The following is a 26,521-nucleotide window of genomic DNA, read 5'->3' on the forward strand; positions in this document are numbered from 1 at the left end:
GTCACTGAGGATGAATTTATTGATCATTCGTCTGATCATCTTTGCTATCCTGTTCTTCGCTGGACTCAAGCTTTACCGCATGTACCGGGAATGGCGTATCGAGCGTGATGACAACGATCCACGCATGAACGATGGCAACCGCATGGTACGCTGTCGTTACTGCCAGGTTCACCTTCCGGAAGATGATGCGCTACGCGATCGTGGAGAGTGGTTCTGCTGCATCGATCATCGCGACAAGTATCTGGAAGAGCGGCCTCCCGAGGAGTGAACGCTCTCTCGTCAGCCGCGATCCATCACGCCAACCGATAGGGCGCAGGATCGATGATCGGCTCCCTATCGAGCAACAGGTCGACCAGCAAATGTGTCGATGCGGGCGCCAGAACCAGCCCATTACGATAATGGCCCGCGTTGACATGAAGGTTGCTGAAGCCGGAGACTGCGCCGATAAAAGGTACGCCTTCCGGAGATCCCGGACGCAATCCGGCCCATTGATGTTCAACTACACAGTCGGCTAACCGAGGGATGATCCGTGTCGCACTCTCCCAGAGCGACTCTCGAGCCTCGTCATCAATGGATTTGTCAAACCCCTTGTCTTCCAGGGTCGAACCAGCCAGCACGCGTCCATCCCCTCGCGGTATCACGTAACGCCCATCCATCAATACCACGCGGTTCACCAGGCCAGGCGGCCCTTTGAACAGGATCATTTGCCCCTTGACCGGCCTCACCGGCAGCGACATCTCCACGGTGTTAAGCAACCCATCAACCCAGGCCCCCCCACAAACGATGACCTGATCTCCCACCACCTTCCCGGCCGGGGTATCCACTCCCACAACACGGGGTCCATCGGCAATTAGCCGTGTCACCGGCATATGCTCTTTCAACGTGACTCGAGTCATTGACGCCAGGCGAGCACGCAATGCCTTGACCAACCTCGGGTTGCGTATACTGCCCAGTGTCGGCATCCACAAGGCGCTCTTACAATCAGGACATGCATGGGGCTCCTTGCCATAAAGGAAATCGCTGTCGACCCGCTCAAGTGGTTTACCCGCCTCACGCGCCCAAGCCAATGCACGGGCCTCATCATCGACACGCAAATAAAGTAAGCCTTTTTGCCGGTACTCCGGATCAATCCCCGTCTCCTCGAGAAGTCGTAGCGACAGTTCCGGATAAACGCCCTCAGACCAACGAGACAGGCGGGAAATCGGCGGACTGTAACGCCAGGGATACAAGGGAGACACAATACCGCCACCTGCCCACGAGGCTTCATTCCCACACTGCTGCCTCTCCAACAGCGTGACACCGTAGCCTGCATCGGCCAACTGAAGTGCCGTCATCATGCCCACGACACCACCACCCACAATGAGGAAATCACTCACGAGAAAATCCGAAATCGCTTACAAGAAAGTCGGTTAGAGTGGGGCTCCCCCACCCATGAGAAATCACGGTACTGCCAGGTAAGGATGCCATGACCACCCATATCAGCCTGCTACCCACCACCACTCAACATCATTACCATGGTACCCGGTTTCAGCAGCGCGGTATCACGCTTCCGGAATTGCTGATAGCCATTACACTGATTGCCATGCTGGCCTCCATTGTCATGCCCGGATATACCCAGTTAACGAACCACCATGAAGTCAATGCTGACACCTGGCGCCTGTCGCTTGCGCTTCAGGAGGCGAGACACACTGCCATCACGTCAGGAACCCATGTGACGTTATGTCCGTCGCTGGATAAGCGACATTGCATTGATGACTGGACAGCCCCTCTCATCCTCTTCAACCGCGAAGACACCAAAGGCCAGGTCAAGTCAACCGATGATGACATCATCACCTCGTGGCAAGCCAGTCATCATCAGATCCGCTACCGGGGGTTCGGCAGCAACCGCTACATCCGCTTTACCCCGAGAGGTACCACGGACAATCAGAACGGCACCTTTATCGTGTGTACGGCCGACGTTGCCAAACGCGTCATCATCTATAAATCGGGCAGAGCGCGCATCGCAACGACTGATGAATGCTGATCACTCCGCGGTCGCTCCAGACTCTTGCCAACGAACTATGCCAGGTTTACGGGATGAGTGATTGTCGTTCTGCCACGCGGCTTCGGCTTCGGTAGCAGCCAATAGGAAAAACGCACTCTCCAATGCACCAGCATCATAGATATAATCAACCTGCCCGCCATCAGACAAGATGACATCCGCGATACCGTAACTCACCGAGCCGTCGTCCTGACGATTCGAGGGAGCCACGATGATCGCCCCCCGGATCTGGCTTGCCAACTGATTGCGCATTTGAAATGAGGTCCCCAGAACGATCATCAAGCCTTCGAACTCGAAGGCATCATGGACTTCCAGGTTTCCATTGACGACCAGCAGCCCTGCACCGGAATAAGGCTGCCCGATATCGAGATCGCCATCGACATAGGTCAGCACAGGTCTTGGGCCATCGGTCCCTGGATGCGATGCCCGAACCCGCGACCGTGATTCGGCAACAGCATGCACCTTGTCAATAAACCCATGGAACGCTTCGGGATCCGTCAGGATGCTCTCGCTGATATCTCCTATGCCCGGCACCACATGATATCCCCGGCGTTCCCAATCGAGGGGGTCAGTGAGATTCCTGTCGCCATCATTCATGGCAATAGCAGGATAACGACCGCCATGGATATCACTGATCGTTCGTCCCTCCTCGATGACATGCCCATATGCCTTGGCATCAACACGATTCAAGGGAGTGGGCAAGTTGACAGGTGACAGCCCCAGGAAGCCAGTAGGCAGGATATACTCAAAGGACACGTGCCTCTCGACACCAGAATAGTCACCCGACACGACAATGTTAACGATGCCGCCTTGCGATGATTTACAGGCTCGATACCGATAAATCGCTTTCGCGCTATAGTCAGGCGCGCTGCCGGCATCTTCCAGGCATTGACCTGACGATATGCGCCGCGGCACATCACGTTTCAATGCCTCCGCGGCACCATATTCAGCCAGTGCCAGTGCCGATATCCCGACTCGTTGGTTACCCGACATGCGCTCTGCGATCCATGCGGTTTTCATGCCGGCCATGCCAATGACGAGCGCCAACGAAAGCAATACGAGGGTGACGACCAATACCATACCGCGCTGCTGCATCAAGACTCCGGCTTCACTCGAGACGCGTCATGACACTATTGCGATTGACCACCAAGAAGGACGCTGAATGGTCTTCGGTACTATCAGGCAGGTTCATGGATGCCTTCACCTCGATCGCAATCACCCCTTCCCAGTCATCTTTCCGCTCGAATTCCAGGGATGCCACGTGGCTGATCACTGGTTGTGCGGCCTGATTATAAACAGTGCCGCGTGGATCCCGGCACTGAGCTCGGACCATGACATCGTCCTTATCCTGCGCCTTGAAATATTCAACCCCCTCAAGGCGATCGTCGGCACAGAAAGGATCGTAAGTTCCACCCTGGCCATTGAACTCAGCCAGCAAGTAACCGGATCGCGTGACGGCCTGCCCGTCCATCACTGGCGTCACCCTGCCGTCGGCGACTTGTATGTCGCGGGACAGCAGTTCGAAGAGAATATTCAAGACCTCCTGGCGCTCTGCCTGGCGTTGGGTCTGTGTCAGGGCTTGCGTGCCATTCATGAAGAGTTGAACTGTACCGAGCGTCATCAACACGCCAATCACCAAGGCAATCATCAGCTCGACAAGAGTCACTCCTCTCTGGGGCTTTCGCCGGGATGGCCGAGAAGAGAGGCACATCATTCACTCCGTCTCGGTAAGCGAGTGATGGTCCGCAATCTTGGCGTCGATGTTTCCTTGTCCAAGCGCCTTTCTTGCCAAGTGATGATGATCGAGTAGGTGCAGGAAGCGATCTCATCAATGGCACTCGACTCGCGAACCGAGGGCAACACATCAGCCCAATGCTCCTGCCAATCCGTTTCGACTGCACCAGCAGAGGGACACTCTCCGCGAGTCATCCCCAGTGTCGCCCACAGCCGCTCCCTGGCGTCCGATGTCATCAATGAGGCCAGGCCGCGTTGATAAGCAACATGGCTTCCCTGCATCGCCTTGATTTGCATGGCAGCGACTCCCAGCATCCCGATGGACAACACCAGCAATGCCACCAAAGCCTCAACCAGGCTGGCACCCCGGGTCGAGTTGCCACAGCAACGAATTACCAGCATGCCTTTGGTGCCTCGTTGCCGGACTGGGTCAGTGTCAGTTCACCACAACTATCGTTTTCCTGAGCCCCTTGTGGAGACGCGATCAGTGTATACGTCGATGCCTCGAGGCTTGCCTGGATCTCATAGAACCCTTTGGCAGATTCCATACCCCGATCAAGGTCGTCGACACATCCTTGGTAGGTCTGATTCAGGGTATAGCAACGCTCCAGTCGACCGGCGATATCCACCAGCGCCGACTTTGCATCGGTACGTCGTGCCGATTCCAGGTAGCCCGTATAAAGCGGATAAGCAACAGCCATGACCAGGCCGATAATGAGCAGAACAATCAGCAACTCGAGCAGCGTCATGCCCGATTGCCCATCCCTGGCGCCCCTTTCCCTGATGAGACACATTCCTTGTTTTCTCTCTGTATTATTCCTGGCACCAGTATGAATCAGCAGTCATGCATATAACAGAGCAGCCATAAAAAAACCGGACCCGAAGATCCGGCTTTCATCATTCATCAGGCCATTCCGAACAATCTAATCGCTCGCTATGACACGCTCCCGCAACTCAGTCGGCATCGAAAACGTGATGTTTTCTTCCCGACCGACCAGTTCTTCGGGGGCACTGGCACCCAATGTCTGCAAACGTTCGATGACTCCTTTGACCAGCACTTCCGGGGCGCTCGCTCCCGCTGTGATACCAATTGTCTCGATACCGTCGAGCCAGTCAGCTTCAACCTTATCGGCATCGTCGATCAGGTATGCTGGGGTGCCGACCCGTTCAGAAAGTTCGCGCAAGCGGTTGGAATTGGAACTGTTGGTACTGCCTACCACGAGGACCAGATCACTATCTGCCGCCAGCTCTCGCACGGCGTCCTGCCGGTTCTGAGTCGCATAGCAGATATCATCCTTGCGGGGTCCTTGAATCTCTGGAAACTTGCCACGCAGTGCGTCAATGACCCGGGAGGTATCGTCCATCGAGAGAGTCGTCTGGGTCACGAACGCCAACTGAGAAGGGTCCTTGACCTCGAGCGCCGCGACATCGGCCTCATCCTCGACCAGGTAGATATCGCCGCCGTAGGAGCGATCATAACGCCCCATGGTACCTTCCACCTCGGGATGGCCTTCATGCCCGATCAATACGCACTCCTGGCCACGGCGAGCATAACGGAGCACTTCCATATGTACCTTGGTCACCAGGGGACAGGTGGCATCGAATACCCGCAGGCCTCGGCGCTCGGCTTCTTCCTGCACGGCACGAGACACCCCATGCGCCGAGAAGATCACAATCACATCATCGGGAACTTCCTGCAACTCCTCGACGAAGATAGCGCCACGTTCGCGCAGACTATCGACGACGAAACGGTTGTGCACGACCTCATGGCGGACATAGATCGGCGGACCGAAGACATCCAGCGCGCGGTTAACGATTTCTATGGCGCGATCGACACCGGCACAGAAACCGCGGGGATTGGCCAGCTTGATCTGCATATTTACCTCGCTTGCCTGTCAGGCTTCAATGCGTGGTCATGGGGCGAACGCTGATGACTTCCACTTCAAACAATAGGGTACGCCCGGCGAGAGGGTGATTAAAGTCAACCTCAACCTGGTTATCATCGACCCGAGAAATAACGCCCGGCACCTCTCCACCGGCTGCATCGGCGAACGACATCACCACCCCTTCTTCCGGTTTCAGCTCTTCGAAGTCATCACGTTTCAGCAGTTGCACATTCTGGGGGTTGTGTTGACCGAAGCCATGTTCGGGCGAAATCTCGAAACGGCCGCTTTCTCCCTCGGCGAGCCCCTTGAGCGGTGCTTCGAAACCCGGAGGCAGATTCCCGTCCCCCACCTGGAACGTCGCCGGTGACTTATCATGGGTGGAATCAACGACTGTGCCATCCTCGAGCTTCAGCGAGAAGTGCAGTGTCACTTCCATGCCTTCCTCGATCCGGTATTCACTCATCATGCGCCTCTCAGACTGTTGTGCCATGGGCCACCAATCAATGTGCCCGCTTTCGTCTGGCATCGCGGAAGGATTCCCAGATCAAACCGATTGCTCCGAGCGTGATGGCGGTATCCGCCAGATTGAAGGCCGGGAAGTAGTACTGTCCCCAATGGAAGGAAAGGAAATCAATCACATACCCATGGACCATACGATCATATAAATTGCCCAGAGCACCACCGATAATAGCCCCTAGCGAGGCACCCAACACCTTTTCGTGAGCTCGTAGTCGTCTCATCCAGAGCGTAAGAGCGACGCTGGCCCCCACTGCGACGGTCGCGAAGAACCAGCGCTGCCAACCGGCATGATCCGCCAGGAAACTGAAGGCGGCACCGGTATTATGCAGTAGTGTCAGATCAAACACAGGCAACACTGTCACAGGGTCAGCATAGTTCAACCAGTGACTGGCCAGTGCCTTGGTCCCCAGATCCAGCGCAATCACCACCACCGATAGCCAAAGCCAGCGCAAGGGGCGGACCATCGGGGGTGCCTGGTCGTTACGTGTATTCATGCCATACCCCTGCCGGCCCGAACCTGACCGTTTGAAGCCGATCATGCATAGCGACGGGTTTCCCCCGCCCCCTCCGGCAAGTTGGAAATGCAACGTCCGCAGAGCTCAGAAGACTCGGAATGGGTTCCCACGTCTTCCCGATGATGCCAGCAACGCTCGCATTTCTTGTGCAGTGAAGCCCACACGGCAACCCGTAAACCGTCCAAATCGGTCGCTTCCGCATCGTCCCCCCCAGCCAGGGGAGCCAGACGAACATCACTGGTCAACAGAACGAAACGTAGCTCGTCACCCAGTCGCCCCAGCATCTCGCGCAAGGCATCGCTCGTATAGAGCGTCACTTCTGCCGCCAGACCACTGTTGATCTTCTTGGCGTTACGGGCATCTTCCAGACACTTGTTGACGGCCTGTTTGACCTCCAGCACCTGTTCCCAGAAATCCCGCCCCAGCAGTGCTGTTTCATCCAATGTCTTCAAACCATCGTAATAGGTTTCCAACAGTACACTGTCGGAACGTTCCCCCGGAATATGTTCGTAGATCTCATCGGCAGTGAACGACAGGATCGGGGCGATCCAGCGCGAGAGAGCCTCGACGACATGGTAGAGCGCCGTTTGGCAACTGCGTCGTGCCAGCGATTCAGCCTGAGTCGTATATTGTCGATCCTTGATGATATCCAGGTAGAAACCACCCAACTCACGAGCACAGAATGTATGCACCTGCTGATAGACATCGAGGAACCGGTACTCGGCATACGCCTTTTGGATTCTCTCCTGCAATTGTGCGGCCCGATCGACGACCCACTGATCCAGCGCCAGCATCTCGTCGAACGGTACCGCGTGGCGTTCGGGTGAGAAACCGTTGAGGTTGGCCAACAAGAAGCGTGACGTATTGCGGATACGGCGATAGACATCGGCGATTCGCTTTAGAATCTCATCGGATACAGCCATCTCGCCAGAATAGTCTGTCGAGGCGACCCACAGACGCAGAATATCAGCGCCCAGCTTATCCATGACCTCTTGAGGCGCGACGACATTACCCATCGATTTCGACATCTTCCGCCCTTGGGCATCGACAGTGAAGCCGTGGGTCAGCAGCCCCTTATATGGAGGGTGACCATCGATGGCACAACCGGTGAGCAATGACGAATGGAACCACCCACGGTGCTGATCGGAACCTTCCAGATACAGGTCCGCACGCGGTCCCTGATCGTGACCATGAGAGTGAGACCCATGCAGTACATGCCAGTGCGTGGTACCGGAATCGAACCAGACATCCAGCGTATCGGTGGCTTTCTCGTAGTCGGCTGCTTCACTGCCCAGCAACTCTTCCGCTGGCAGACGGAACCAGGCATCGATCCCTTCGACTTCGACCCGTTGGGCGACTACTTCCATCAGTTCTACCGTACGAGGATGGAGCTCGCCGGTCCGCCGATGCAGGAAGAAAGGAATCGGCACCCCCCAGTTACGCTGACGGGAAATACACCAGTCCGGACGATTGGCGATCATGGCGTGTAGCCGCGCCTTGCCCCAGGACGGCGTGAAGCGTGTCGCCTCAATCCCTTCCAGCGCCCGCTGACGCAGGCTGACTCCCTGGTTATCTTTGACATCCATTCCCACGAACCACTGGGCCGTGGCACGATAGATGACCGGTGTCTTATGGCGCCAGCAGTGCATATAACTGTGCGTGATGGTCTTGTGTGCCAACAGAGCATCAACATCGCGCAGTTTTTCTACGATCTGCGGATTGGCCTTCCAGATCAACTGGCCACCAAAATAGGGGAGATCCTCAGCGTATACGCCGTCACTCTGGACGGGGCTCAGGATGTCACTGAAATCCATGCCATGGGCACGGCAGGTCTCGAAGTCATCCAAGCCATAGGCGGGCGCGGAGTGAACCACCCCGGTACTCCCGGTTTCGACTTCGACGTAATCAGCCAAATAAATGGGCGAGCGGCGATCGTAAAAAGGGTGACGGAACTCAATCCTGTCGAGCCTCTGACCCTGAGCCGTTGCAATGATCTGGCCATCGAGTTGGAAACGCTCCAGGCAGGAAGCCACAAGTTCCTCTGCCACCAAGAGCAGACGCTCGCCGACGTCGACCAACGCATAGACCACATCGGGATGAGTATTGAGGGCCTGGTTGGCAGGAATGGTCCAGGGCGTCGTCGTCCAGATGACCGCAGCCGCCGGTTTGGGAAGTTCACTCAACCCGAACGCTCCGGCCAGCTTATCCGGTTCGGCCACGGGGAAGGCGACATCAATGGCGTCGGATGTCTTGTCAGCATACTCGACTTCTGCTTCCGCCAGTGCCGAGCCACAATCAAAACACCAATTGACCGGCTTGAGCCCCTTGAACACATACCCCCCCTCGACCATCGCGGCCAGGGCACGGATCTCGCCAGCCTCGTTGGCGTAGTCCATGGTGCGGTAAGGATTGTCCCAATCGCCAACGACACCCAGGCGAACGAAATCCTTCATCTGCTCCTGGATCTGCTCACTGGCGTATTCGCGGCACAGCCTGCGTGCCTCTTCCGCCGGAAGATGCTTGCCATGGGTGGTCTCCACCTTGTGCTCAATGGGCAAACCATGGCAATCCCAGCCCGGCACGTACGGTGCATCATAGCCGGCCAGAAATTTCGACTTGACGATAATGTCCTTGAGAATCTTGTTGACGGCGTGACCGATATGAATGCTGCCGTTGGCATAGGGAGGACCATCATGCAGCACGAACGTTTCGCGCCCTTGTCCCTGTTCGCGCAGGCGGCGATAGATATCCATTTCCTGCCAGCGCGCTACCCGTTCGGGTTCGCGCTTGGGTAACATGCCCCTCATGGGGAAATCCGTCTCGGGTAGATTCAGGGTATGTTTGTAATCGCTCATAGGTTCAGGATCAGCCATCATCATGGCCGGCGGCCGTAGGGCCTACCGACGTGTCTATTGTCACGGAATCGCAAGCCAGGGGGGCCGAAGTCAGGGGCAGCGCTGCATCCACGGCCGTACCATCGACCAACGTCACCGCCCGCATTCCTCCCCCGCACGTCTCTGCATCAGCGAAAAAGGCGCGCGCTCGCTGTCGATCGGTATGGATCTGCCGCTTTAACGGCTCGAGACCATCGAAACGGATCTCGCCCCGCAAACGAGCACATGGCGTCACGACCAGCCGCATGCCATAAAGGTCCTCATCAATATCGAACAAGTGAACCTCCAACACTGGGCGTGTGCTGCCCAGCGTGGGTCGCCAGCCGATGTTAGCCACACCCGGCAGGCGGCGACCATCCGGAAGTGTCGTAACCACCGCATACACACCACGCAACGCCAATGGCTGGGGCAACAGCGGCAGATTGGCGGTGGGCATCCCGATGGTTCGTCCCAACTGCTGGTCGACAACCACGCGTCCCGACAGTTGATATGGCCGCCCCAGCATCCGCGCCGCCTGGAAAAAATTGCCACTGGTCAACAGGGTGCGGACACGGGAGCTGGAAACACGCTCGTCGTCGAGCAAGAACGTTCGGGTATGCTCGACATCGAACCCTTTCTCGACACCGGCCTCGGCCAGCAATGTGAAATCGCCATCGCGCTCGCGACCGAACCGGAAATCATCCCCCACGACCAAATGACGAACGCCCAGACCATCGACCAACACTTGATCAATGAACTGCCGGGCTGTCAGGCAACGCAAGGACTCATTGAACGGTAAGCAAAGCACACGTTCCGCGCCGTACTCTGCCAATAGACGAACCTTGTCCCGTAAGCGGGTCAAGCGGGGCGGTGCCTGCTCGCCGGCGAAGTACTCACGAGGTTGTGGCTCGAAGACGACGACCGTAACCGGCAGGCCCAGTTCTCGTGCACGTTCACGCAGCTGATCGAGAATTGCCTGGTGCCCCCGATGCACACCATCGAAGTTGCCGATGGTGGCCACGCAACCGTGATGTGCCTCGCGTAAATTGTGCAGCCCTCGGATCAATTGCATGCGTTACCCAGGATCATGTCGAACCTTTGATTATAGCGGCCAGCCCGGCGGGAGCCCATCATTCACGGCCTACCATATTATGCACTCAAGCGAAAATGGCGTAACCGCACGCCAGTTGCTGCCAGCCAGACGAAGTAGATGGACGCACCTCCCAGTACCAAGGCAGCCAGATGGCCGGCACGATGCCATACCGACCATGTCAGCCAGGTCTGCCATGCCGGCGATAACCACCAAAGAACCACCCCCATTACCAGACATCCACCCAGTAGCTGGATACCGAAGCGCCCCCACCCAGGCTGAAATACGAAAACGTCCCGTTTGATCAAGAACCACCCTAGACAGCCGGCATTCAGGAAGGCCGACAATGCCGTCGCCAGTGCCAGCCCCGCATGTGCCATTGGCCAGACCAGCATCAAATTGAAGACCATGTTGGCAGCCATCGCCATGGTGGCGACCTTGACCGGCGTTTTGGTGTCCTGCTGGGCGAAGAAGCCGGGCGCCAGCACCTTGATCAGCATGAACGCCACCAGACCAAAGGCATAAGCCCGCAGACTCATCGCCGCCATGACGATATCATGCTCGGTCATGGCGCCATAATGGAACAGGCTGATCAGCAACGGTTCCGCCAATACCGCCAGCGCCAGGGCCGCCGGCAGCCCTAGCAACAGGACCGCACGTACCGCCCAATCCAGCATGCGTGCGAAGTGTTCACGAGACTGTTCGGCATGACGTTTGGATAAGGCGGGTAGAATCACGGTCCCTATAGCCACGCCGAACACCCCCAACGGTAATTCCATGAGCCGGTCCGAATAGTACAGCCAAGACACACTCCCCGATGCCAACAACGACGCCAGTACCGTATCCAATAACAGATTGATCTGGGCCACTGACACGCCGAAGAGCGCCGGCACCATCAACACCATCACTCGACGCACACCTGGGTGGGAAAAGCGGGGCCAGGGCCTCGGCAACAACCCCAGTCGCACCAAAAACGGTACCTGGAAGGTCAACTGAGCACACCCGGCGATCAGCACCCCCCAAGCCAACCCCATTGCTGGATCACTCATCCAGGGCGTCAACAATACAGCCGAACCGATCAATGACAGATTGAGTAGTACCGGGGTAAAAGCCGGAACGGCAAAGCGGTTCCATGTATTGAGCACACTGCCGGAAAATGCCGTCAGGGAAATCAACAGCAAGTAAGGAAACGTCAACCGCAGCATATCCGCCGTAAGCGCCAACTTCTCGGGATCGCGACCGAATCCCGGGGCAAACACCCATACCAGCCATGGCGATGCCAGCATCGCCAATGCCGTCAGTAGAACCAGCACAGCCGCAAGGCTGCCGGAAACGGCGTCCACCAGTTCCCGTACTTCCGCTCGGGTACGTTGCGTTGCGTACTCAGATAGAACCGGGACAAATGCCTGATTGAAGGCACCTTCAGCGAACAGACGACGCATGAAATTGGGTACCTTGAATGCCACAAAGAAGGCATCGGCACCACTGGTCGCCCCCAGAAGGGCAGCGACGACGACATCGCGAACCAGCCCCATGACACGAGAGACCATGGTCATGCCACTGACGATGATGCCCGAACGCAACAGTCCGGCCCGACCGGATGCCTGAGCATTTGTCGAGACGGATTCCTCTGCTGCAGTTGCGGGCGGATGTTCGTCGGTGGCCACGTCGCTCATCTCATGTCATAGGGTTGCCATTGGCAGAAAGGTAGCAGCCACAAAAAAACCGGCCGCAGCCGGTTTTTCATCAGAGCGACCGGCTTACGCAGCCAGCGCCTTAATTCGCTTATTCAAGCGATGCTTCAGGCGTGCCGCACGCTTCTTGGAAAACACGTCCTTATCAGCGATACGGTCGATGATCGGCTGAGCAGCCTTGAACTCATCCATCGCCTTGGTGTGATCACCACTGTTAATCGCCTTGATAACACGCTTGACGTAGGTACGAACCATGCTGCGCTGGCTCGCATTATGAACGCGACGCGCTTCCGCCTGACGGGCACGTTTGCGGGCTTGCTTACTATTTGCCACCGTTATCTCCTTGGAGAATGATTACCGTATCATCGGCAACGTTCGATAAATGTCTGACTCGACTGAGAAAAAGTAAAGCTCAATCGGTTTGGCCTTGATCAGGTCACGGGCCGTGTCTGAGAGGATGCAGTATCTTAGCACAGCGCCCATGGCCCATGCCACACTGTACTCACCCCCTTACGCCCCCTAGAGCACGACCAGGTTGTCCCGGTGGATCAATTCCGGCGCTTCAATATATCCCAGGATCGACTCGATCTGATGGCTGGGTCGTCCGAGAATTTTGACCGCATCATCCGCTCCATAATTAACCAGCCCTTTGGCAACGCGTTTGCCATGCTCATCGACACAGAGCACCATCTCGCCGCGAACAAAATCGCCGGACAGTGACTTGACGCCTACCGGCAACAAGCTCGACCCCTGGTCACGCAGCACCCTGACGGCCCCGGCATCCAGTACCAGTCGTCCGCGCACCTGCAGCTGTCCCGCCAACCATCGTTTACGCGCTGCCATTGGCGCCTGCTCGGGTCGCAATAGCGTGCCGAGACGCGCCCCACCAATCAGACGCGTCAGCACGCCAGGCTCACGCCCCCCCGCAATCACAGTGACGGCCCCCGAGCGAGAGGCCAGCTGGGCCGCTCTGAGCTTGGTTGCCATCCCCCCTCTGCCCAGTGCTCCACCGCCACCGGCCATTGCTGCCAAAGCGGGATCATCAGCACGACCTTCACTGATCAACCGCGCATCATCATGGTAGCGAGGGTCCGCATCGAACAGACCTTCCTGATCGGTCAGGATAACCAATGCATCGGCTTCGAGCAGATTCGCCACCAAAGCACCGAGCGTATCGTTATCGCCAAAACGTATTTCATCGGTCACTACCGTGTCATTCTCGTTGATCACCGGCACGACACGCAGGTCGACCAACGTCCGCAGAGCCGACCGAGCATTGAGATAACGCTTGCGGTTAGACAGGTCATCGTGAGTCAGCAGTATTTGAGCCGTCAGCAAACCGTGGCGCCCGAAATGCCCTTCGTAACACTCGGTCAACCCGTTCTGCCCAACAGCCGCCGCCGCCTGCAACTCGTGAACTGCCGAGGGTCGAGACAACCAGCCAAGCCTCACTATACCGGCAGCCACCGCCCCCGAAGACACCAGCACGACATCAAGACCCTGCGCATGCAGGGCCGCCACCTGGTCGACCCAACCACCGATAGCCTGGTCATCCAACCCGCGGCCATCATTGGTCAACAGCGAGCTACCAATCTTGACGACAACGCGTTTCGCATGAGTCAGGGCCTCTCGCCCCGGTGCCCTTTCATTATCGGCCATGACACTCCTCAGGGGACATACTCAACGTCAACATCATAATCGTCATCGTTGAAATCATCATCGTCGTCGCGTCGACGCTTGCGCCCCAGGTGTGCTTCGGTACGTGTCACCGACTCTTCTTCCATTCGGCGACGCACGGCGCGCTCTTGTTCGGCCACTTGTTCGTCTTCATTCTCCATACGACGCTGCTCGGTCAACCAGCGCTGAACCGCCTGAACCAGCGCATCAGTCCCCTCCCCCCGGATGGCCGAGATACGATACACGGGCCCTTGCCAGCCCAACCGCTCGATGATGCGAGCCGCTCGCTCCTCGCTCTCTCCTTCAGGAAGCAGGTCAAGCTTGTTGAGCACCAACCAGCGCGGCCGATCGGCCAGTGCGGGAGAAAATTGCGCCAATTCACGAGTAATGGCCTCGGCAGATTCCACAGGGTCCGAGTCATCGACGGGGGCTACATCCACAACATGCAGTAACAGACGGGCCCGTGTAAGGTGCTTGAGAAAGCGCAACCCTAGGCCAGCACCCTCGGCGGCCCCCGCAATCAACCCGGGGACATCCGCCATAACGAAGTGCTCATGTCGACCAAGTTGAACCACTCCCAGGTTGGGCACCAGGGTCGTGAACGGGTAGTCTGCCACCTTTGGCTTGGCTGCCGATACAGAACGAATCAAGGTCGATTTACCGGCATTGGGCATCCCCAGCAGGCCGACATCGGCCATCACTTTCATCTCGAAGCGAAGACTGCGTCGCTCTCCTTCGGTGCCCGGTGTCGTCTTGCGTGGCGCACGATTGGTTGATGACTTGAAGTGGATATTTCCCAGGCCACGACGCCCTCCCTGGGCCACCAGAACGACCTGGCCAGCCTCCGTGACATCCGCGATCACCTCGAGGGTATCCTCATCGATCACCGTGGTCCCTACCGGCACTTTGACATGCAGGTCATCGCCGGTCTTGCCACTCATTTGGCGCCCTTGACCGGGCTGCCCATTCTGCGCCTTGTAGAAACGCTGGTACTTGAAGTCGATCAGAGTATTGAGCGCATCATCACCGATCAGATACACACTACCGCCATGGCCACCGTCACCGCCATCAGGCCCCCCCTTGGGCACATACTTCTCACGCCGGAAGCTAAGACAGCCGTTACCGCCCTTACCGGCTTCCACGATGATCGAGGCTTCATCGACGAACTGCATCACTCGCTCTCCCGACGGTGACCACCGTCATGATACAAGAAGGCCCCGCCTGAAGCGGGGCCTTCTTTTGGCCAAGCCGAACACCTTTCGCACCATGCCCCCTTCACCGGGGTGCAATTGCCAATGGCACTATATCGGCACGCAAACTCTCAGGCAGAAACGACGCTGACGAACTTGCGATTCTTCGGCCCTTTGGTTTCAAACTTCACCACCCCTTCATCCAGGGCGAACAGCGTATAATCTTTACCGACTCCCACGCCTGTTCCGGCATGGAATTTGGTGCCACGCTGGCGGACGATGATATTGCCCGGCGTAACCGCTTGACCACCGAACAACTTGACACCGAGGCGCTTGGATTCGGAATCGCGTCCGTTACGCGTTGAGCCGGCTGCTTTCTTGTGAGCCATTGCTAATACCTCGCTCTATCTGAGGGAGTGGCCGCTTACGCGGAAATCCCGGTAATCTTGACTTCAGTAAACCACTGACGGTGGCCCTGGCGACGCATATGGTGCTTACGACGCCGGAACTTGATAATGCGAACCTTGTCGCCACGTCCGTGAGACACCACCTCGGCGGAGACCTTGGCGCCATCGACAAGTGGTTCACCCACCTTGACGTCATCGTCACTGCCCACCAGCAGGACCTGATCGAATTCCAGCGTCTCGCCCGTGGCGACTTCCAGCTTTTCGAGCTTCAGCGTCTGGCCTTCCTGAACGCGGTATTGCTTGCCACCGCTTTTGATAACTGCATACATATGAGACGTTCTCCAACTACTCATCGGGATTGCGCTCTTCATCGGCCTGCGGCGAGTGGCGCCCCTCTTGGCAACCATCTGACAGGGAGCATGATGAGTCGGGCGGCGGATTATAACCGCTCCTAACACTCAAGACAAGCGGCAGGAGTGAGGCCCTGTAACGCAACACTCGCTTGACGCTACCAGGCGCCATCCATAGCATAGCTTGCAACCAAGGCCGGTCTGCTCCTCGGCCCCACTCCGGATAAGCAACGCGCCCATGCAGCCAACAGCATCGCCTACCTCACCGCCCGCTTTACACAGTGCGGTGACAGATGATTTCAGCGCCGTCGACCGCACTATCATGGCACAGTTGGCGTCACGCGTGCCGCTAGTCGAGTCAATAGGCCACTACATCATAGACAGTGGGGGCAAGCGATTGCGCCCCTTGCTGGTATTATTGGCTGCGCGCTCATTGGGATATCAAAGCGACCAGCACATTACCCTGGCCACACTGATCGAATTCATGCATACCTCTACCCTACTGCATGATGACGTGGTCGACGAATCACATCTCAGGCGGGGTAAAGCCACCGCCAACGATGCCTGGGGCAATGCCCCTTCCGTACTGGTGGGCGATTTTCTGTATTCGCGCTCCTTCCAGATGATGGTCAAAGTCGGCTCCATGCGCATCATGGAGATTCTCTCGGCGGCAACCTGCACCATTGCCGAAGGCGAGGTCATGCAGCTGACCAACGTCGGCAATCCGGATGTCGATGAGGCTGCCTACTTCGACACCATCCAGGGCAAGACGGCCATGTTATTCGAGGCTGCATCGCACAGCGGCGCCATTCTTGCCGGAGCGACTCCCGAGCAGGAGCAGGCGCTCCAGCACTATGGCCGCTATCTGGGTCTGGCATTCCAGTTAGTTGACGACCTGCTGGATTATCAGGGTGAAGCCCAGGCAATGGGCAAGAATATCGGTGATGACCTGGCCGAGGGCAAGCCTACATTGCCGCTAATCCACGCCATGGCCGCCGGAACACCTGAACAGGCGAAGCTCATACGGCAAGCCATTCGGCAAGGTGGGCTCGACCACCTTGATGCCGTGTTGGAAATCGTACGTGAGACCGGCGCCTTGGACTATACGCGTGCTCGCGCCGAAGAGATGGCCGACAAAGCGTTGGCACAGCTCGACTCGCTCCCCCCTTCCCAATATCGAGACAGCATGAAGCATCTGGCCCATGTCGCAGTAGAGCGTCAGTCCTGACCCTTGATTATATTGCATCCACAGGCAGGATACGTATAATTACGCAGCGTCGAGAAGGCAGCAGGTCTGCCCTCGTTTTAGCGGAGTATAGCTCAGCTTGGTAGAGCGCTGCCTTCGGGAGGCAGAGGTCGTAGGTTCGAATCCTGCTACTCCGACCAAGAACATCAGCAAAAACCGCCACTTACGGATCACTCCGGGTGGCGGTTTTTTTATGACTTAGTGGTTCAGGCGAACGTATTGATCTGAGTGCCCACTGAGCCTTCCGTCGCCAACTGCGGCGCTTGAGAGGCAGAATCCATCAGTGTAGCAATCTGGTTCTCCTGAGACTCCATAGCCTCCTTGAAGACCTTGGTCTGTGCCTCCTGCATGACCTGTGACTGCTGCATGGCCATGGATGCGCCTGCAGCCCCCTCTATCGTTCCATCCATATCAGAACTCCTACTATTCTTGGTTAACCATGGTTGCTTCGATATCGAGCATCCGTTTGCGCCAGACGAACACGTCGCATAAACGGGTATGCAACCATTCATATCGGCAGAAGAATAGTTCTCTTCAATCAACTGGATCAAAAGAAACCAGCAGCCTGGCGCCTACGGATGTTTCACACTAAGAGGATGACCAAGAAAATCAATGAGAGAACGACCCCATAAGGGAAACCACCATGCAACGCCTATCGCTCGACCGTGCAGTACTCCATGTTCGTGACCTCGACCGAATGGTGGCATTTTGTCATGAGGTGCTTGCACTGCCTCTGCTACTTCACACACCGTGGGGAGCCACCTTCGAAGTGGGAACCGATGAGCGTGACCACACCCAGGTTCTTATGTTGCTGGCTGACGAGACACCTTCTGAACCACGCCAGATGACACTTGAAGTCGCTGATAACGAATTCCAAGCCACGTGCGAACATTTACGCCACCACGGCGCCACACTATTCGAAAGCGAAGGCAGTAGCGCACCGGGATGCGCCTGGCGCGTGCTGTACTGCAGCATGCCCGAGGGCCATCAATTGCAAGTCGTCACCATCGATCCCCGTCGTTGTGCCCCGACCAGCACGCGGCTCGCCCCGACACGCCCCTAATTTGACTCATCATGCCTGGCCCGATCCCTAAACTTCCGCTGCTTGTTACGCTGATACAAACGCGCCACAGCGATACTCAGCGCCGCGGCCAGCATCCCCCCCAGGGTCAATGCTTGCCAGGATCGCGCGGCATCCCCCAGCAACGTTTCCAGCGTGATGATGGTCACGAAACCAACTGCCTGGGTGGCAATGGCCAGGGCACGTAACCGATCAAAGGATTTTCCGGCCATGCATGACTCCTAACAGGCAAACCTGCAGGATACCCCTGCAAGAGATGGGTGACAGCCACGCCATGATGACAGTAGGCTTGCCAGTCGTCACCCCTCATCACGCTGGACGCGCTGGAGTTCTATTGCTGTCATGGATGCCCTTGCCCTAGGCCCGTTACTCATCTCATTGCCCCGACTCTATGCCTTTGCCGTGGGTCTGGCACTACTGATTGCCAGCCTCCTGTTACTGGGCTTGTCGAAACGCGCCCATGCCCGCTGGTTCAACCCGATGCTGCTATTCTGGCTGCTCGGCGCACGACTGGGCCATGTCGCCACGCATAGTGAAGCCTATCAGGGGGCCGCCATGGACATCCTTAAGCTCTGGCAGCCGGGCTACAGCCCAGTCTGGGGACTGGTAGCCGCCCTGGCCTGGACCGCCTGGTATCTTCGCGGGCAGTGGCTACGTTTTGTGACTGCCGCTAGCATGCTGGTTGCCGGCACGGTCCTGTGGCTTGCCATAGTGGCATGGGCCCCTTTGAGTGATGACCTTCCCATTCACCAGATCCCCGATATCACTCTGGCAACCCTGGAGGGTGAATCGGTGAATCTCAGAGACCTGGAGGATGATCGAATTCTGGTCAATCTCTGGGCTACGTGGTGTCCACCATGCTTGCGGGAAATGCCGCTTCTGGAGGAAGTCGACACTCGTGATGACGTCACTGTGGTCATTGTCAACCAAGGCGAGGATCTCCTTGACGCCTCACGCTATCTCGACGAACAAGGTCTCGAATTTCGCTATGCATTGCTCGATCCGCATCAGGAACTGACTATGCTAAGCCAGACACCAGGATTACCAACCACCATGCTGTTCGATAGTGAGGGCAATACGCTGGAACACCATGCTGGCGAGTTGAGCCGCAGCCAGTTGGATGCCTGGCTCGAAGACCATTGAGTAAAAACGCCGCCATAGGCTTAAGCGAGCGATGACTTTCCGTTACCATACCGCGCCCCGGCACCGGGTCGACAAGCTCCACGGCCTGGTTGCCATGTCACCGCAATGTCATCTGCATCACTCGAGGCATCATGAGCGACTTCTCCCCCGGCCAACGCTGGATAAGCGATGGTGAAGCCGAGCTGGGGCTTGGCACCATCCTCAATTGCGACAACCGTATTGTGACGGTGCTGTTTCCCGCCAGTGAAGAAACCCGAACATACAGCGTACGCCAGGCACCCCTGACCCGAGTCGTTTTCGGTAGCGGTGACCGGATTCAATCCGCCGACGGCTGGCAACTCATCGTCGACGACAGCAAAGAAAGCGACGGCCTCCTCATTTATATCGGCCAGGATGATCAGGGGCAATGGCAGGAACTGCCCGAAACCCAATTGGCTGACACCATGCAGTTCGATCAGGCCAGAGATCGTTTGCTGACCGGCCAGGTCGACAGAAACGACTGGTTCAATCTTCGCTTCCAAACCCTCCAGCAGCATCAGCGGATCGAACGCAACCCCGCATTGGGGTTTACGGGCCCCAAGGTCGACCTGATTCCCCATCAACTCTACATTGCTGATGAAGTCGCGAACCGCCATGCGCCTCGAGTCCTGCTGGCCGATGAGGTTGGACTGGGCAAAACGATCGAAGCCGGCCTGATCCTCCACCGTTTGCTGCTCACCGGACGTGCCGAACGTGCCCTCATTCTGGTACCGGATAGCCTCACGCACCAATGGCTGGTGGAATTGCTCCGCCGTTTCGCGCTGGACGTCACCCTTCTTGACGAACAACAAAGCCAAGCCTACGACAGCACGAATCCTTTCGAAGCCGGACAGTTGATCCTTGCAAGTCAGCAATGGTTATTCGCCAACCCCCATCGCCAACAGCAGGCTGAAGACAGCGACTGGGACCTGCTGATCGTCGATGAAGCACACCACCTGGACTGGGCACCCGATCACGCCGGACCGGGATATACGTGTGTCGAACGCATGGCAGCCTCGATCCCCGGCATCCTGCTGCTGACGGCCACCCCCGAACAGATGGGATTGACCAGTCATTTTGCACGCTTACGTCTTCTGGACCCGGATCGCTATCACGATCTGGAGCAGTTCAAGGAGGAAGAACAGGGTTATGTGCAGGTTGCCGAGGCGATCGAGATCCTTGACCGGCTATCCGAGGCGGGACATTCCCCTCTTCCCCCGAATGATCGAGAAGCGATCGCTGCCGTCATTGACGATCCGGACAGCCAGGCCTTGCTGGAGACACTGGACGATCCCGAACGGGGTCCTCAACAGCATGCCGTGGCCAATACGCAGTTACGTGACCAACTCCTGGATCGGCATGGCACGGGGCGTGTCATGTTTCGCAACAGCCGCCGCCACGTGGCAGGCTTTCCTGAACGCCGCCTTCATGTCAGTGAACTGGACGCTCCTTCGCCTTATCGGCATTTGCTACGTCGCATAGCGCGGGACGAAGACACCCTTGACGAACTACTGATTGCTACCGGGCTCGATTATCCCGATGCGGTGCTCTATCCGGATATAATGTACCGCCACATGAACTCGACATCGCTGGAAGCACAGCCCTGGTGGCGCTTCGATCCGCGCGTCAACTGGTTACTCGAACAACTCGAAGCCGCACGTGATGCCGATGATGGAGGCAAGATCCTCGTCATTACTCATCATCGCGAAACCGCGCTGGATCTGGCCGAGGGGTTACGCGTCGTGGGCGGCATTCACGCCCCGGTTTTTCATGAGTCCATGACACTGGTCGAGCGGGACCGAGCGGCTGCCGCCTTTGCCGATGATGAATCGGGCTGCCAGTTACTGATCTGCTCGGAGATCGGCTCGGAAGGACGCAACTTCCAGTTCTGCCATCGTCTGGTGATGTTCGACCTGCCACCGCACCCTGACCTGCTGGAACAACGCATCGGGCGGCTCGACCGCATCGGACAACAGCACGCTATCGACCTGCTTGTCCCTGTGTTCAAAGCCAGTCCTGGTGAACGTTTGCTCTGCTGGTATCGTGACGGCATGAACGCCTTTGGTGCACCGACAGGTATCGGCAGCGAGCTTCACGACGTCTTCGGCGACGCCCTGGCTGATGCATTGCTCGATGCAGAAGGGCTACAGGAAATCATCGAAGAAACCTGGACCATGTACCAGACGCGCCTGGATGAACGCGACGCGGGGCGACACCGATTACTCGAGCGCAATGCCTATCGTCCCGAGCGCGCTCAGCAAGTCATCAGTGCCATTAACGAACTCGACGAGGATCCCGCTCTTCCGGACTATCTCGATAGGGCGCTGGACGTCTTCGGGATCGACGACGTGACACTGGGCAATGAACTCGTCCACCTTCAACCGGGGCCTCAAATGCTCGATGGGTTGCCAGGACTCACCAAGGGGGAAGAAGGTTTCACAGCGACCGTGTCCCGGCAAGCCGCCCTGGCACGCGATGACGTACAGCACCTTTCCTGGGAGCACCCCTTGCTACGCGAAATCATGGGGCGGATCCTGACAGGCACCATGGGCAATACAGCCGTGGCGTTGCTGGCGCATCCCGCGATCCCGGCCGGACGCTTGATGGCCGAACTGATATTCCGGACACACTGCCCGGCCCCAAAATCGCTTCACATCAACCGCTTTCTTCCCGCCACGGCCGTCCGAGTGCTCCTGGATGAATCAGGTACCAACCTGTCTGGCAGCGTGTCTTTCCACGGACTCGCCAAAAACCTACAAAAAGTCAAGAAAGCAGTCGCGCGTGACCTGATCCGCAGCCGTCATGACCAATTGCGCGAACTACTGTTCAAGGGCGAACAGGAAGCCGAGCGTGAACTACCCAGCATTGTCGAAGCGGCACAGACCCGGATGAGAGAGGCCCTGGACGGTGAGTTGATCCGACTTCAGGCATTGGCACGTCACAATCCGTCGGTGCGGCCTGACGAATTACAATCGCTGCGCAACGAACGCTCAGCGCTGAACGACGCCATCGAAAATACCCGCTTGCGCCTCGATGCAGTGCGAGTCATCGTGACAGTGGACAAAGACAAACGCTAATTGAGGATATCCGAGAGAGCCTGCTCGAGTGTCGGGAAGTGGAATGTGAATCCGGCTGCTTGCAGGCGAGCGGGACGCATATCGGCGCCGGTCAGCAACAGCCGTGACATTTCGCCCAGACCCAGCTTGAGCGCCAACGACGGTACTGTCAGCAACGCAGGACGCTTGAGTTGGCGAGCCAATGTCCGGGTAAACTCGGCATTCGTTACGGGATGAGGTGCCGAGGCATTGAAAGGACCCGCCAATGCCTCCTGCTCCAGGAGAAACTCGATGGTGCGTACCAGGTCCTCACGATGTATCCATGGCATGAACTGCTGGCCGCTGCCCAAGCGTCCGCCCAACCCCAATTTGAAAGGCGGCAGCAACCGTTGCAGTGTTCCTCCACCCGGTCCCAGCACCAAGCCGATACGCAGGACCGCCAGTCGCACACCGTACTCTTCGACATCGCGGGCTGCACTCTCCCAACGTTCACATAAACGATGGGCGAACTCGTCCTTGGCCGGCGTCTGTTCCGTCACTTCCCGATTCCCCTGATCACCGTAATACCCCATCGCCGACCCCGAGACCATGACTCGCGGCGGGGTTTCCAGTTCCCGACACAACATCACCAGGTCACGTGTGATATTGACCCGGGAATCAATCAAACGACGCTTCTGGGCCTCACTCCAACGCTTGTCGGCGATAGGCTCACCTGCCAGATTGACGATCGCCTCTGGGTTCTGGTTCACGGCACTCAGTACTGCCGAATCAACCCAGGCATTTTCCGGCAAACGCCTACGAGCCCTTTCGGGGTCCCGGGAGATGACCAGAACCTCATGGCCGGCCGACTGTAGTCGCTCGCACAAGCGCACTCCTACGAATCCAGTGCCACCCGTGATCAAAACTCGCATCGCTCGCTCCCTCGCTGCCCGACTCGCCTCGAGCCGGAGCAATGTTATACAACATTTATACGCATCTGTTAGTCTAGAAGAGAATACTCCCCATGACACGACGTAGCCGAGGAGGTAACACCCCATGACACAGGCACTGATTCTTCTGGCTCATGGCTCCCGGGATCCGCACTGGCGGGCGCCTTTCGACAATCTGGAGGCTGCCCTTCAGCAGCGCCAACAAAGGATGATACGTCTGGCCTACATGGAACTTTGCGAGCCGTCACTGGAAACCGTAACTGCTGATCTAGCAGCCAACAATGTCAGCAAAGCCGACGTGCTGCCGTTGTTTTTCGCGTCCGGACGACATCTACGCGAGGACGTCCCCGGCCAGATTGACGAATTGCATCAGGTGCACCCGGATATCCGTCTGACGCTGCTTGCCCCTGTCGGTGACCACCCGGCTTTCGTGGATGCGCTGGTGAATATCATCGAGTCCCGCCCAGGATCGTAACTTCTTGCGAGACATTTTTTGTACAGCGGGATTGCCTTGTACAATATTTTGCACCATCCTAGCAATATCAATGGTGTTCTCCGGCTGACCATGAACATGGCTCCCCGGTCAGGTCATGGTAGGGCACTATCGTCTCATCACATCAGAAAAAGGCTCCAGAGCGCATGAGTGACAAGGTAACGGATCCAACCGATGCGCCCCTGTATCCGATTCGTGAAGTCTCTAGATTGACCGGGGTAAATTCGGTCACGTTACGCGCCTGGGAGCGCCGGTACGGTTTGATTCAGCCCCAGCGCACCCCCAAAGGGCACCGGCTCTATGCGCGAGACGATATCGAGCGTATCGAGCAGATCCTGCAGTGGCTGAACCGGGGAGTTCCCGTCAGCCAGGTACGAGAGCTGCTCGATCAGCCAGCCGCCGTTGAAGCCCCTGACCCCATCGCCGGTGATTGGTCGAGCCAACGTCAACAACTCAGCGCGGCGCTCGAAGCTTACGACATGGCGCGGCTCGATGCGCTCTTCAACCAGTGTATGGCTCTTTATCCAGTGGCTACCTGCTTGAACGAGCTTCTCAAGCCCTGGGTGGAAACGCTCGAGGAACACTGGAACGAGCAACTGGGCGCTACGCTGCAACAACGTACGCTGGAAGCATTCCTGCGCACCCGGATCGGCACGCGCCTTTATCATGCCAATCAGATCAATCAGGGAGGGACACTGCTGATCAGTCGCCTCCCGGATGATGCAGGTAACTTGTGGGAATTACTGGTCGCTCTGGCCGCCTCCCAAGCCGGTTACCGTGTGCGCCTGTACGATACCGCCCTACCCATCAATGAAATGCCGCTCGCCGCCGAACGACTCAAGGTGGACGCGCTACTTCTATGCAGTGGACAGGCAGAGCGTGCCGAACTGATGAGGCGCCAGTTACCTCGACTGGCTGAACAGCTCGACGTGGTATTGGGACTATGCGGCCCGGTAGCCCGCATCCGGGCCGCCGAACTGGCCGACAGCCAAGTAGCCATTCTCGGCGATGATCCATTGCAGGCCATCACCCGTCTTTCACCCTTGCTCCAGCATTGAAATGCACGATTACGGGCGAGTGCCGCACCCGCGAGAATCCCACCGCCCGAACAGTTAAAGCGAGAGGTCCCCATGGCGTGGCAACTGATGTGGTTTCGCAGTGACTTGCGGACATCGGACAATACGGCTCTCAGCAGGGCAGCTGCCAAAGGCCCCGTCATTGCCGTCTTCCTGCGCAGTCTCCCGCAATGGCAAGGCCACGGACATGGCGCCAACAAGCTGTCCTTCTGGGGGCGTGGCGTCGAAGCACTACGCGATGAACTCCGGGGGCTCAATATCCCTTTGCTTCATCGCGACATCGACGATTTCGACGATGCGCCTGAGACACTGCTTGCGATCGCACGCGTTTTTGACATCGAGGCCTTGCACTTCAATCGCGAATACCCGTTGAACGAGTGTCGACGTGACGAAGCGGTAACCCGTGCCTTTCAACACCAGGGTATCCGCGTGCATGCCTACACCGATGCCGTCGCTTATGAACCAGGCGAGCTGCTCACGGAGCAGGGCGACTTCTATAGCGTTTTCACTCCCTTTAGCCGCACCTGGCATCGACAGATGGCACCCGAACGCCTGGCCTTGCATGACACTCCACGCCCCCAGAGGAACACTGGGATATCCAATGACCCCCTTCCTCCGCTGCCTCGGCTCGCGGACATCCCGGTCGGTAGCCACCAATGGCCCGCTGGCCCGGAGGCCGCCGCCGACAGGCTGGAACGGTTTCTTCATTACCGGGCGCATTGCTACCAGTCGCAACGTAACTTTCCCGCCGTCGATGGCACGAGTGAACTCTCGCCCTATCTGGCACTAGGAATGATCTCATACCGGCAGTGCATGCAAGCGGTACTCAACCATAACAATGGCAGTCTCGGCGAAGGCGATGCCGGCCTGGTTAGCTGGGTCAACGAACTCGTATGGCGGGAGTTCTACCAACATATCGTGGTTGGCTTTCCCGATGTCTGTCGGCATCGGCCATTTCAACCTGACACCGAAAGACTTCGTTGGCGGAATGATCCCGATGCGCTTCAGGCTTGGCGTGAAGGACGCACAGGCTATCCGATCGTGGACGCCGCCATGCGACAGCTAACCCGCACAGGTTGGATGCACAATCGCTTGCGCATGATCACGGCCATGTTTCTCTCCAAGCACTTGCTAATCGACTGGCGCCATGGCGAAGCTTTCTTCCTCCGTCATCTGGTTGATGGCGAGTTTGCCGCCAACAACGGAGGATGGCAATGGGCCGCCTCGACAGGAACCGATGCCGCTCCCTACTTCCGCATCTTCAATCCCACCACGCAGTCACAGCGGTTCGACCCCGAAGGTCATTTCATCGCCAGGTTTGTACCAGAGCTGTCCAACATCGATGGAAAGCGCCGGCATGCACCGACACCGGACTTGCTCGCTTCTGTTGATTATCCCGCCCCTATCGTGAACCACCAGTCAGCCAGACAGCGCGCTCTTGATGCCTTCAAATCATTGAAAACCTAGCACCTCCCCATACTCCGAGGATTGACTATGTCAGAG

28 protein-coding genes and 1 tRNA gene are annotated in these 26,521 nt (G+C 57.6%); 10 read left to right on the plus strand and 19 right to left on the minus strand.

Going from position 1 to position 26,521, the window contains the following annotated elements; all coding sequences use genetic code 11:
- The first annotated feature begins 10 nt into the window (after positions 1-10).
- Positions 11-268 carry a PP0621 family protein gene (locus tag BLW01_RS17655; protein ID WP_092572247.1) on the plus strand — a complete coding sequence of 86 codons (258 nt, stop codon included), beginning with the start codon at positions 11-13 and terminating at the stop codon, positions 266-268.
- A 25-nt stretch (positions 269-293) separates the two neighbouring features.
- Here BLW01_RS17655 and thiO read toward each other — a convergent pair whose 3' ends face one another.
- Positions 294-1,376: a glycine oxidase ThiO gene (thiO, locus tag BLW01_RS17660; RefSeq protein WP_092572249.1), complete on the minus strand. Its 1,083-nt coding sequence runs from the start codon at positions 1,374-1,376 to the stop codon at positions 294-296.
- 89 nt (positions 1,377-1,465) lie between these two features.
- Between thiO and BLW01_RS17665 the strand changes: the two genes are divergently transcribed.
- Positions 1,466-2,023, plus strand: a complete 558-nt coding sequence (locus tag BLW01_RS17665) for a GspH/FimT family pseudopilin (RefSeq protein WP_092572251.1) — start codon at positions 1,466-1,468, stop codon at positions 2,021-2,023.
- Here the strand turns inward: BLW01_RS17665 and BLW01_RS17670 are convergent, their stop codons facing one another.
- From BLW01_RS17670 to rplU, 15 genes are all read right to left on the minus strand, one after another.
- Complete coding sequence (locus BLW01_RS17670; RefSeq protein ID WP_092572253.1) at positions 2,024-3,136, minus strand: PilX N-terminal domain-containing pilus assembly protein; 1,113 nt, start codon at positions 3,134-3,136, stop codon at positions 2,024-2,026.
- Positions 3,137-3,149: 13 nt separating this feature from the next.
- Positions 3,150-3,755: a PilW family protein gene (locus tag BLW01_RS17675; protein WP_092572255.1), complete on the minus strand. Its 606-nt coding sequence runs from the start codon at positions 3,753-3,755 to the stop codon at positions 3,150-3,152.
- Entirely contained in the window at positions 3,752-4,177 is a 426-nt protein-coding gene (locus BLW01_RS17680) for a type IV pilus modification PilV family protein (protein ID WP_092572257.1), read from the minus strand. The genes BLW01_RS17675 and BLW01_RS17680 overlap by 4 nt, the downstream gene beginning before the upstream one ends.
- A complete protein-coding gene (locus tag BLW01_RS17685; protein ID WP_092572259.1) occupies positions 4,168-4,569 on the minus strand; it encodes a type IV pilin protein in 402 nt (133 codons plus the stop codon). Before BLW01_RS17685 ends, BLW01_RS17680 begins: the two co-directional genes overlap by 10 nt.
- Before the next feature lie 129 nt (positions 4,570-4,698).
- Positions 4,699-5,652, minus strand: coding sequence for a 4-hydroxy-3-methylbut-2-enyl diphosphate reductase (ispH, locus tag BLW01_RS17690; RefSeq protein ID WP_092572261.1), 954 nt, complete (start codon positions 5,650-5,652; stop codon positions 4,699-4,701).
- A 25-nt stretch (positions 5,653-5,677) separates the two neighbouring features.
- Positions 5,678-6,124 (minus strand): FKBP-type peptidyl-prolyl cis-trans isomerase, encoded by a 447-nt coding sequence (gene fkpB / locus BLW01_RS17695; protein WP_092572393.1) that lies wholly within the window; start codon positions 6,122-6,124, stop codon positions 5,678-5,680.
- Between the two features lie 37 nt (positions 6,125-6,161).
- The gene (gene lspA, locus BLW01_RS17700) at positions 6,162-6,674 is read right to left on the minus strand and encodes a signal peptidase II (RefSeq protein WP_229806522.1); all 513 of its coding nucleotides are present in this window, start codon (positions 6,672-6,674) and stop codon (positions 6,162-6,164) included.
- A gap of 41 nt (positions 6,675-6,715) precedes the next feature.
- Entirely contained in the window at positions 6,716-9,550 is a 2,835-nt protein-coding gene (ileS, locus tag BLW01_RS17705; protein ID WP_092572263.1) for an isoleucine--tRNA ligase, read from the minus strand.
- Between the two features lie 10 nt (positions 9,551-9,560).
- The gene (gene ribF / locus BLW01_RS17710) at positions 9,561-10,640 is read right to left on the minus strand and encodes a bifunctional riboflavin kinase/FAD synthetase (protein WP_092572265.1); all 1,080 of its coding nucleotides are present in this window, start codon (positions 10,638-10,640) and stop codon (positions 9,561-9,563) included.
- Positions 10,641-10,717: 77 nt separating this feature from the next.
- Complete coding sequence (gene murJ, locus BLW01_RS17715) at positions 10,718-12,334, minus strand: murein biosynthesis integral membrane protein MurJ (RefSeq protein ID WP_092572267.1); 1,617 nt, start codon at positions 12,332-12,334, stop codon at positions 10,718-10,720.
- Between the two features lie 84 nt (positions 12,335-12,418).
- Positions 12,419-12,685 (minus strand): 30S ribosomal protein S20, encoded by a 267-nt coding sequence (rpsT, locus tag BLW01_RS17720; RefSeq protein WP_092572269.1) that lies wholly within the window; start codon positions 12,683-12,685, stop codon positions 12,419-12,421.
- 186 nt (positions 12,686-12,871) lie between these two features.
- On the minus strand, positions 12,872-14,011 hold the full coding sequence (proB, locus tag BLW01_RS17725) for a glutamate 5-kinase (RefSeq protein WP_092572271.1): 1,140 nt from the start codon (positions 14,009-14,011) through the stop codon (positions 12,872-12,874).
- A gap of 8 nt (positions 14,012-14,019) precedes the next feature.
- The gene (cgtA, locus tag BLW01_RS17730) at positions 14,020-15,201 is read right to left on the minus strand and encodes an Obg family GTPase CgtA (protein WP_092572273.1); all 1,182 of its coding nucleotides are present in this window, start codon (positions 15,199-15,201) and stop codon (positions 14,020-14,022) included.
- 149 nt (positions 15,202-15,350) lie between these two features.
- The gene (rpmA, locus tag BLW01_RS17735; protein WP_092572275.1) at positions 15,351-15,608 is read right to left on the minus strand and encodes a 50S ribosomal protein L27; all 258 of its coding nucleotides are present in this window, start codon (positions 15,606-15,608) and stop codon (positions 15,351-15,353) included.
- A gap of 35 nt (positions 15,609-15,643) precedes the next feature.
- Complete coding sequence (gene rplU, locus BLW01_RS17740; protein ID WP_092572277.1) at positions 15,644-15,955, minus strand: 50S ribosomal protein L21; 312 nt, start codon at positions 15,953-15,955, stop codon at positions 15,644-15,646.
- Between the two features lie 259 nt (positions 15,956-16,214).
- On the opposite strand from rplU, the gene ispB reads away from it, so the two are divergent.
- Together ispB and BLW01_RS17750 are read left to right on the plus strand one after the other, a co-directional pair.
- Entirely contained in the window at positions 16,215-17,204 is a 990-nt protein-coding gene (ispB, locus tag BLW01_RS17745; RefSeq protein WP_092572279.1) for an octaprenyl diphosphate synthase, read from the plus strand.
- An 81-nt stretch (positions 17,205-17,285) separates the two neighbouring features.
- A tRNA-Pro gene (locus BLW01_RS17750) sits at positions 17,286-17,362 on the plus strand.
- A 66-nt stretch (positions 17,363-17,428) separates the two neighbouring features.
- Here BLW01_RS17750 and BLW01_RS17755 read toward each other — a convergent pair.
- Complete coding sequence (locus BLW01_RS17755; RefSeq protein ID WP_092572281.1) at positions 17,429-17,632, minus strand: putative motility protein; 204 nt, start codon at positions 17,630-17,632, stop codon at positions 17,429-17,431.
- 233 nt (positions 17,633-17,865) lie between these two features.
- On the opposite strand from BLW01_RS17755, the gene BLW01_RS17760 reads away from it, so the two are divergent.
- The gene (locus BLW01_RS17760) at positions 17,866-18,285 is read left to right on the plus strand and encodes a VOC family protein (RefSeq protein WP_092572283.1); all 420 of its coding nucleotides are present in this window, start codon (positions 17,866-17,868) and stop codon (positions 18,283-18,285) included.
- On the opposite strand, the gene BLW01_RS17765 is transcribed toward BLW01_RS17760, so the two are convergent.
- The gene (locus tag BLW01_RS17765; protein WP_092572285.1) at positions 18,282-18,515 is read right to left on the minus strand and encodes a hypothetical protein; all 234 of its coding nucleotides are present in this window, start codon (positions 18,513-18,515) and stop codon (positions 18,282-18,284) included. The genes BLW01_RS17760 and BLW01_RS17765 overlap by 4 nt on opposite strands.
- Positions 18,516-18,645: 130 nt before the next feature.
- Between BLW01_RS17765 and BLW01_RS17770 the strand changes: the two genes are divergently transcribed.
- Positions 18,646-19,446 (plus strand): TlpA disulfide reductase family protein, encoded by an 801-nt coding sequence (locus BLW01_RS17770; protein WP_092572287.1) that lies wholly within the window; start codon positions 18,646-18,648, stop codon positions 19,444-19,446.
- A 131-nt stretch (positions 19,447-19,577) separates the two neighbouring features.
- The gene (gene rapA / locus BLW01_RS17775; RefSeq protein WP_092572289.1) at positions 19,578-22,541 is read left to right on the plus strand and encodes an RNA polymerase-associated protein RapA; all 2,964 of its coding nucleotides are present in this window, start codon (positions 19,578-19,580) and stop codon (positions 22,539-22,541) included.
- Here the strand turns inward: rapA and BLW01_RS17780 are convergent.
- The gene (locus BLW01_RS17780) at positions 22,538-23,431 is read right to left on the minus strand and encodes a TIGR01777 family oxidoreductase (RefSeq protein WP_092572291.1); all 894 of its coding nucleotides are present in this window, start codon (positions 23,429-23,431) and stop codon (positions 22,538-22,540) included. The two genes, rapA and BLW01_RS17780, sit on opposite strands and share 4 nt — an antisense overlap.
- Positions 23,432-23,555: 124 nt before the next feature.
- Between BLW01_RS17780 and BLW01_RS17785 the strand changes: the two genes are divergently transcribed.
- The 3 genes from BLW01_RS17785 (at position 23,556) to phrB (ending at position 26,485) form a co-directional block, all read left to right on the plus strand.
- Complete coding sequence (locus BLW01_RS17785) at positions 23,556-23,924, plus strand: sirohydrochlorin chelatase (protein ID WP_092572293.1); 369 nt, start codon at positions 23,556-23,558, stop codon at positions 23,922-23,924.
- A 164-nt stretch (positions 23,925-24,088) separates the two neighbouring features.
- Positions 24,089-25,000 carry a MerR family transcriptional regulator gene (locus tag BLW01_RS17790; protein ID WP_092572295.1) on the plus strand — a complete coding sequence of 304 codons (912 nt, stop codon included), beginning with the start codon at positions 24,089-24,091 and terminating at the stop codon, positions 24,998-25,000.
- Positions 25,001-25,072: 72 nt separating this feature from the next.
- Positions 25,073-26,485, plus strand: coding sequence for a deoxyribodipyrimidine photo-lyase (gene phrB / locus BLW01_RS17795; protein WP_092572297.1), 1,413 nt, complete (start codon positions 25,073-25,075; stop codon positions 26,483-26,485).
- Positions 26,486-26,521 lie beyond the last annotated feature (36 nt).

Source organism: Aidingimonas halophila, assembly GCF_900106955.1.
GTDB classification, from domain to species: Bacteria; Pseudomonadota; Gammaproteobacteria; order Pseudomonadales; family Halomonadaceae; genus Aidingimonas; species Aidingimonas halophila.

What these genes read in the sequence shown, in the direction of transcription:
- rplU (WP_092572277.1), bottom strand. Translation starts at nt 15,955, where the DNA reads ATGTATGCAGTTATCAAAAGCGGTGGCAAGCAATACCGCGTTCAGGAA.
- cgtA (WP_092572273.1), bottom strand. Translation starts at nt 15,201, where the DNA reads ATGCAGTTCGTCGATGAAGCCTCGATCATCGTGGAAGCCGGTAAGGGC.
- phrB (WP_092572297.1), top strand. Translation starts at nt 25,073, where the DNA reads ATGGCGTGGCAACTGATGTGGTTTCGCAGTGACTTGCGGACATCGGAC.
- BLW01_RS17655 (WP_092572247.1), top strand. Translation starts at nt 11, where the DNA reads ATGAATTTATTGATCATTCGTCTGATCATCTTTGCTATCCTGTTCTTC.
- BLW01_RS17790 (WP_092572295.1), top strand. Translation starts at nt 24,089, where the DNA reads ATGAGTGACAAGGTAACGGATCCAACCGATGCGCCCCTGTATCCGATT.
- proB (WP_092572271.1), bottom strand. Translation starts at nt 14,011, where the DNA reads ATGGCCGATAATGAAAGGGCACCGGGGCGAGAGGCCCTGACTCATGCG.
- BLW01_RS17785 (WP_092572293.1), top strand. Translation starts at nt 23,556, where the DNA reads ATGACACAGGCACTGATTCTTCTGGCTCATGGCTCCCGGGATCCGCAC.
- rapA (WP_092572289.1), top strand. Translation starts at nt 19,578, where the DNA reads ATGAGCGACTTCTCCCCCGGCCAACGCTGGATAAGCGATGGTGAAGCC.
- rpmA (WP_092572275.1), bottom strand. Translation starts at nt 15,608, where the DNA reads ATGGCTCACAAGAAAGCAGCCGGCTCAACGCGTAACGGACGCGATTCC.
- BLW01_RS17765 (WP_092572285.1), bottom strand. Translation starts at nt 18,515, where the DNA reads ATGGCCGGAAAATCCTTTGATCGGTTACGTGCCCTGGCCATTGCCACC.
- BLW01_RS17665 (WP_092572251.1), top strand. Translation starts at nt 1,466, where the DNA reads ATGACCACCCATATCAGCCTGCTACCCACCACCACTCAACATCATTAC.
- fkpB (WP_092572393.1), bottom strand. Translation starts at nt 6,124, where the DNA reads ATGAGTGAATACCGGATCGAGGAAGGCATGGAAGTGACACTGCACTTC.
- BLW01_RS17760 (WP_092572283.1), top strand. Translation starts at nt 17,866, where the DNA reads ATGCAACGCCTATCGCTCGACCGTGCAGTACTCCATGTTCGTGACCTC.
- BLW01_RS17685 (WP_092572259.1), bottom strand. Translation starts at nt 4,569, where the DNA reads ATGTGTCTCATCAGGGAAAGGGGCGCCAGGGATGGGCAATCGGGCATG.
- BLW01_RS17755 (WP_092572281.1), bottom strand. Translation starts at nt 17,632, where the DNA reads ATGGATGGAACGATAGAGGGGGCTGCAGGCGCATCCATGGCCATGCAG.
- murJ (WP_092572267.1), bottom strand. Translation starts at nt 12,334, where the DNA reads ATGAGCGACGTGGCCACCGACGAACATCCGCCCGCAACTGCAGCAGAG.
- BLW01_RS17770 (WP_092572287.1), top strand. Translation starts at nt 18,646, where the DNA reads ATGGATGCCCTTGCCCTAGGCCCGTTACTCATCTCATTGCCCCGACTC.
- ispB (WP_092572279.1), top strand. Translation starts at nt 16,215, where the DNA reads ATGCAGCCAACAGCATCGCCTACCTCACCGCCCGCTTTACACAGTGCG.
- BLW01_RS17670 (WP_092572253.1), bottom strand. Translation starts at nt 3,136, where the DNA reads ATGCAGCAGCGCGGTATGGTATTGGTCGTCACCCTCGTATTGCTTTCG.
- BLW01_RS17780 (WP_092572291.1), bottom strand. Translation starts at nt 23,431, where the DNA reads ATGCGAGTTTTGATCACGGGTGGCACTGGATTCGTAGGAGTGCGCTTG.
- ispH (WP_092572261.1), bottom strand. Translation starts at nt 5,652, where the DNA reads ATGCAGATCAAGCTGGCCAATCCCCGCGGTTTCTGTGCCGGTGTCGAT.
- ribF (WP_092572265.1), bottom strand. Translation starts at nt 10,640, where the DNA reads ATGCAATTGATCCGAGGGCTGCACAATTTACGCGAGGCACATCACGGT.
- lspA (WP_229806522.1), bottom strand. Translation starts at nt 6,674, where the DNA reads ATGAATACACGTAACGACCAGGCACCCCCGATGGTCCGCCCCTTGCGC.
- BLW01_RS17675 (WP_092572255.1), bottom strand. Translation starts at nt 3,755, where the DNA reads ATGATGTGCCTCTCTTCTCGGCCATCCCGGCGAAAGCCCCAGAGAGGA.
- ileS (WP_092572263.1), bottom strand. Translation starts at nt 9,550, where the DNA reads ATGAGCGATTACAAACATACCCTGAATCTACCCGAGACGGATTTCCCC.
- BLW01_RS17680 (WP_092572257.1), bottom strand. Translation starts at nt 4,177, where the DNA reads ATGCTGGTAATTCGTTGCTGTGGCAACTCGACCCGGGGTGCCAGCCTG.